The organism is Rubrivirga sp. (genome assembly GCF_049648075.1).
Classification (GTDB): domain Bacteria; phylum Bacteroidota; class Rhodothermia; order Rhodothermales; family Rubricoccaceae; genus Rubrivirga.
In genome coordinates this window covers 1-5805 of the sequence record NZ_JBARYR010000719.1, presented here as the reverse complement: position 1 = coordinate 5805, position 5805 = coordinate 1, and the positions used below count along the sequence as shown (strand labels likewise).

The 5805-nt window shown below is 69.0% G+C and carries 8 protein-coding genes; 1 reads left to right on the top strand and 7 read right to left on the bottom strand.

Annotation, left to right across the window (positions count from 1 at the left end; all coding sequences use genetic code 11):
- Window positions 1-881 (top strand): ribonuclease Y (gene rny, locus WBA11_RS18960; protein WP_424522190.1); only part of this gene is annotated, 881 nt, incomplete at its 5' end.
- Between the two features lie 63 nt (window positions 882-944).
- On the opposite strand, the gene WBA11_RS18955 is transcribed toward rny, so the two are convergent.
- The 7 genes from WBA11_RS18955 to WBA11_RS18925 form a co-directional block, all read right to left on the bottom strand.
- Complete coding sequence (locus WBA11_RS18955) at window positions 945-1763, bottom strand: polymorphic toxin type 23 domain-containing protein (RefSeq protein ID WP_424522189.1); 819 nt, start codon at window positions 1761-1763, stop codon at window positions 945-947.
- A 5-nt stretch (window positions 1764-1768) separates the two neighbouring features.
- A complete protein-coding gene (locus WBA11_RS18950) occupies window positions 1769-2017 on the bottom strand; it encodes a MoaD/ThiS family protein (protein ID WP_424522188.1) in 249 nt (82 codons plus the stop codon).
- Between the two features lie 40 nt (window positions 2018-2057).
- The gene (locus WBA11_RS18945; RefSeq protein ID WP_424522187.1) at window positions 2058-3620 is read right to left on the bottom strand and encodes a beta-N-acetylhexosaminidase; all 1563 of its coding nucleotides are present in this window, start codon (window positions 3618-3620) and stop codon (window positions 2058-2060) included.
- Between the two features lie 43 nt (window positions 3621-3663).
- On the bottom strand, window positions 3664-4245 hold the full coding sequence (locus WBA11_RS18940) for a hypothetical protein (RefSeq protein ID WP_424522186.1): 582 nt from the start codon (window positions 4243-4245) through the stop codon (window positions 3664-3666).
- Window positions 4245-4874, bottom strand: a complete 630-nt coding sequence (locus WBA11_RS18935) for a MarC family protein (protein ID WP_424522185.1) — start codon at window positions 4872-4874, stop codon at window positions 4245-4247. Before WBA11_RS18935 ends, WBA11_RS18940 begins: the two co-directional genes overlap by 1 nt.
- A gap of 120 nt (window positions 4875-4994) precedes the next feature.
- Window positions 4995-5399, bottom strand: a complete 405-nt coding sequence (locus WBA11_RS18930; RefSeq protein ID WP_424522184.1) for a response regulator — start codon at window positions 5397-5399, stop codon at window positions 4995-4997.
- A 124-nt stretch (window positions 5400-5523) separates the two neighbouring features.
- A partial coding sequence (locus WBA11_RS18925) for a sensor histidine kinase (RefSeq protein WP_424522183.1) occupies window positions 5524-5805 on the bottom strand: 282 nt, incomplete at its 5' end.

Below are 5805 nucleotides of genomic sequence, written 5' to 3'. Positions count from 1 at the left end.
GAGAGGGCCGCAACATCCGAGCGTTCGAGGCCGCGACCGGCGTCGAGGTCATCGTCGACGACACGCCCGACGCCGTCTTGGTGTCGGGATTCGACCCGGTCCGCCGCGAGATCGCCCGGCTCTCCCTCGTTCGCTTGCTGGACGATGGTCGAATCCACCCGGCTCGGATCGAGGAGGTCGTCGAGCAAACCAAGACCGAGATCGACGTCGAAATCATGGAGACCGGCGAGCAGACTGCCCTCGACCTCCAACTCCACGGTCTCCACCCCGAACTGGTCAAGCTGGTCGGGCGGATGCGGTACCGCGCGAGCTACGGGCAGAACCTGCTCGAGCACTCCATCGAGGTCGCGAAACTGTCGGGACTCATGGCGGCCGAGCTCGGCCTCGATGCACGCAAGGCGCGGCGCGCGGGGCTGCTCCACGACATCGGCAAGGTGATCGAAGGCGACTTGGAAAAGCCGCACGCAATCGCGGGCATGGAGCTCGCACGGCAGTACCGGGAGCACCCGGACATCGCGAACGCGATCGGCGCTCACCACGACGAGATCCCGATGGCGACGGCCATCTCCCCCATCGTCCAGGCCGCCGACGCGGCATCGGGAGCACGTCCGGGAGCACGGCGCGAAGCCATCGAGCGCTACGTCCAGCGACTCAAGGGACTCGAGGAAATCGCGGCCAGCTTCGAGGGCGTGATGCAGGCGTACGCGATCCAGGCCGGTCGAGAGATCCGCGTCGTCGTTGATACGCAACGGGTCTCGGATGCGGTCGCGGAGACGTTGTCGCAGGACATCGCGCGCCGCATCGAGCGTGAGATGGAGTACCCGGGCCAGATCCGCGTGACGGTGATCCGCGAGGTCCGCTCGGTCGCCGTCGCGCGATAGCCGTTGGCTTCGCCGGCCTGACGCCTCTCGACGTCTTGGAAAGCTCCCGTCCTCGAGGACGAGTCAGTACAGGCCACCGATCTCGTTGAGTGCGAGGCGAATGAACAATCGCGGCGGAAGATCGAGCCGTGGAATCTGGCCGTCGTCGATGAGGTAGTGGAACGAGTTCTGCAACGTCGAGCGGACGGCTTCGGAGTCCACGCCGAGCGACAACGTCAGGCCGCCATGGTACACGTCGAGGGCGAGGACCCCGTGCGCGACGTCGCCGCCATACTGGCCGGACAGGTCGTAGACGTCGTCCCGACCGAGCCGTCCCAGGCCTTCCGTCGTTCCCGTCCACACCACCGCCCGGATGCCGAACCCAACCGGAAGGGGCGTGTCGCGGCGGAGATACCGCGTGCGGAGCGCGAACGTCCGGTAGCGGTCCAGAAGTTGGTGCGCGAGCGCGTCGTTCTCAAACTGAACCTCGAGTGACCAACTCGGCTGGGTGTGTCGGTACCGAATCCCGCCCGACACTTGCGACGTCCGATCTCCGTCGAGGTAGCTGACGAGGTAGTACCCGACCTCGTGCTCCCGCTCCCCGCCCCTCTCGTCACCGAACGCGTACCCGACCTCGAGGGCGGCCTGGGCACCGGCGCTCGGCCCTGGGATCCCGAGGTCTTCGACCAAGGCCTCGACCTCGAGGGCGGACCGAACGCGGAGACCGAGCGGGAGTCGGACCCGCGCGCCGACGAGGGCGCCAAGCGTGTTCTCATGCGTCCCCGCCTTGCCCGTCCCCGCAACCGTAACCACCGCTCGGCCGACCTCGAGGTCGTGACGCGCCTGGGCCATCGAGGACGGGATTCCAGACACAACCGCGAGGGCGGCCAGAAGGATGCGCACGCCCACTACCCCCCACTCACCGGCGTGATCAACGCGACCTCGTCGCCGTCCTCGAGGACGGTCTCGAACGCCACGTAGCGTCGGTTGACGGCCAGCCGGATCGTCGGGCGGTGCCGAGCGATGGGCTCGTGAGCGTCAACGAGTTCACCTAGCAGATCCGCACCCGTGGCTCCGCCGGCGACCTCGAGGACGAGCTCGTTCGTGCCGATCTCACGGCGCAGGACGTCGAACAGAAGGACGCGGACGGAGGGCATGAGAGAAGGTGTGTGGACCGGGGCGCGACCTCGAGGGCGACTACTCGACGCCGCCGAGTGGCCACGAGATCTCGGGAGCACGGAAGAAGGAGATCCCGAGCGCGGTCCAGCGCGGCCCGTGTGCGGCGAGCCGGAGCCGGTACTCCTCCCAGTCGCGGCCTCGAGGAGACCAGCCGATCTCGGCGACGCCTGCCAGACGAGGGAACGCCATGAACTCGATGTCGCGGACCGTCCCGATGGTCTCCGTCCACAACGGCGCCTCGACGCCACGGATGGCGTCGTCCGGTACGCCCTCGACGAGCCCGCTCGGGTCCCACTCATAGGCGTCGCGGACGCTGTTGATACCGGCCCATGTCAAGCCGAGGACGGTGGTCGAGTCGTACTTGATGTCGAGGTAGATGCGGTCGGCGGGCGAGAGCACGACGGTGGCGCCGGCTCCGACCGCTCGGGCGACCGACGCGGCGGTGCCCCTCGACTGTGGGCGCCAGACCTGGACGATCGCTCCGGCCTCGAGGTTAGCGAGAGCGACCTCGTCCCAGCCCACGAACCGCTTCCCGTGGCTTGTCACGATGGCCTGGGCACGCTCGACGAACCGCTGGTAGTCCTCCGCAGGCAGCTCGTGGACCTCGTCGCCGCCCAGGTGGATCTCGTCGCCCGGCGTCATGGCGGCCAGCTCCCGCACGACGTCGTCCACGAAGGTGTAGGTCTCCTCACGGCCGACGCAGACCGTGCTGAAGCCGACGCGGGTGCCGGTGTAGGGCTCGCGAGCGACGCCGTCGCAGTTGAGCTCCGGGATCGAGGCGAGGGCCGCGTTCGTGTGGCCGGGCAGGTCGATCTCTGGAACGACGGTGATAAACCGGTCCGCCGCGTATCGGACGATGTGCTCGTAGTCCTCGACGGTGTAGAACCCGCCCGGACCGCCGCCGACCTGCGTCAGACTGCCGATCTCGGTGAGGGCGGGGCGGCCGGGGATCTCGATGCGCCAGCCCTGGTCGTCCGACAGGTGGAGGTGGAGCCGGTTCAGCTTGTACATCGCCATCAGGTCGATCACCCGCTCGACGTCCTCGACAGGAAAGAAGTGGCGGGCGACGTCCAGCATCATCCCGCGCCACTCGAAGCGCGGAGCGTCCGTGATCGTGACGGCCGGAGCCGAGATCGAGGCCGGCAGCGTCGCGGTGTACTCGACGCGAGCAGGAAGGAGCTGGCGGAAGGTCTGGACACCGTAGAACAAGCCCGCCGGCGTCGCCGCCGTGATCACTGTGCCCTCTGGCGACACCGCCAGCTCATAGCCCTCGGCCTCGAGGTCGGAGCGCCCGGCGTCGGTTACCAATCGGATCGCGGCCCCACCGAGGTCGACCTCAAGAGCCGTCAGGTCGGCGTAGCCAACGCTCGGCGTCGACTCGTCCGTGGTACCGATCAAATCGGCCAGCATCGCGCCGATGCGCGCGGCCTCGCTGTCGTCAGGCGCGACCAGGATGGGCGTTTCGCCCGTCACCTCGAACGTGCCCTCGCCGACGTCGAGGGCGACCGGCATCGGGATCAGAGCGGGCTGCGCGACGGCGGGGGCCACGGCGAGAACGAGGAGGCCGAGGAGAAAGCGCATCTCGATGCAGGCAGGCGACCCCGGAGGATAGCACGCCGCACCGCTACGGTCGCCTAGCGCGCAGCCACGCCGGGTACCCCGCCGCGTCCGATGACGCTAGCGAGGGCGCGTCCTCGATGGCGAGCCACCGGCGGGCACCGGCCTCGAGGGCCGACCTCCGCTCGGCGTCGTCGGCGCCGGTCGCTTCGAGGCAGACCGACCACCAGTCCTCACCCTCGAGGACGATCCGGGAGAGCTCGAGGGCGCAGCCGTCGGCGTGCCGCTGCCGGCGCGTCTTCTCGACGGGGATCCAGCCGGCTTCGTTGGCTTCGCTGGCCTGGCGGCTCTCGAGGGCGGTCGGCGTTTCGAACGACCACTTGGCCCAGGCTTCGACCTCGACGGGGCCGCCCTCGAGGTCGAGCAGACCGAGCGTCCCGGTGCGGCGCTTGGCCTCGACGCGGCCGTCGCGGAGCTTGACGCCGAGCGCGTCGGACGTCGGAGCGAGGTAGAGGTCGGTGCGCGTTTCGGCCTCGGGAGCCTGTCCCGGACTGGATCCGGGGCCGAGCGCGTCGAACCAATCCCGGACGGCCGGCGGGATCGCGCCCGGCATAAACCACCGGACCTCTGCGGTGCGGTAGGCCCTCACTAGGCGGCCCCGATCATGCCCATGATGCCGGCCCGGATCATCGCGACCGAGATCGCGGCCAGGAACAGGCTCGCCACCTTCGCGACGGCCTTCGAGGTCCCCTTGCCGAACAACCGCAGCAGCGACGGCCCGAACGTGAACGCGACGAACACCAGCAGCATGTTGGCGACGATCGAGCCCAGCGTGACCGGCCACCCAAACTGGCCCTCCGCGATCAGGATCGTCGTGATGGCGCCCGGCCCGATGATGAGCGGGATCCCCAACGGGACGACCGGCAGGTCCACGGGCTCGTCCTCGACGTGGTCCTCGAGCTTTTTGCGGTCCTTCTTGCTGCCACCGCGCCGGTCCTTGGTGTCGCCGAAGGCCAGGTCCGTCACCGCGATCACCAGCAAGATGATGCCACCGCCGACCCGCAGGTCGTCGAGCGCGATGCCCAGGGTGTCGAAGATGACCTGCCCGGCGAACAGCATCAGGACCGCCAGCACGAACGCGGCTAGCAAGGCCCGGACCAGGAGTTGGCGGCGGTTCTCGGCCGTGAACGTCTCCGTCATCCCGATGTAGAGCGGCAGGATGCCCGGGATGTTGATGGCGACGAAGAGGGGCAGGAAGGCCGCGACGAGCGCGGTCACGAAATCAGGCACAGGATCAGGCAGAGGGGCGGCCGATGATCGCTCGCCAAGATCACGCCATCTGTGACGACTCTGCGACGACGCCCGAACTCACCGCCCGTTCACGTCCTCGAGGGCGGCCTACGCCTGGGCGCGGAGCGACTCCGAGAGGTAGCGCTCGCCGTTCGCAGTCATCAGCACCGCGTCGGGCAACTGGCGGGCCGCCTCGTGCTTGGTGAGGTAGCCGGTGGCCCCGGCCTCGAACGCGTGGTCGGCGTAGATCGCTTCCTCGTGGGCGGACACGACCAGGATCGAGGGGGCGTCCTCGAGGGCGACCAGGCGCTTGACGACCTCGAGGCCGCTCATCCCGGGGAGCTGGAGGTCGACCGCGACCACGTCGCAGCGCAGAGGTGGGATCCTGTCGATGGCCTCCTCCCCTCTCTCCGCGACGCCGACCAGTTCGACCTCCGGTACCGTCCCGAGAAGCGCCACGTACCCTTCCCGGACGACGTGGTGGTCCTCGACGACGAACACTCGGATGGACATGGACGGTAGGGATGGTGGCGAGCCCCGCGGCCCAAAATGGGCCTGGCAGACCCCGCATCGGGACCGCGAGGCCTCGTCTTTTCAGACACATACGCCACCCGACACGTTCCACCGCAGCGGCGGCTCAGGAAGAGCCTACCGTCCCCGTCGGGCTTACCACCGTGGTCCGCGTCCCCTCGCCCAAGGCCGTCTCGACCTCGAGGGCGCCGCCCACCAAGCCCAACCGGTCGCGCGCGGTCGCGATCCCGAACCCGCTCGGGGCCGAGGCCGGATCGAACCCGTGCCCCTGGTCGGCGACCTCGATGCAGACGCCGTCGGGGACGGACCGGACCGTGACCGTGGCCTCGAGGACGCCGGAGTGCTTGACCACGTTGAACAGGAGCTCGCGGACGACCCGGACCAGGAA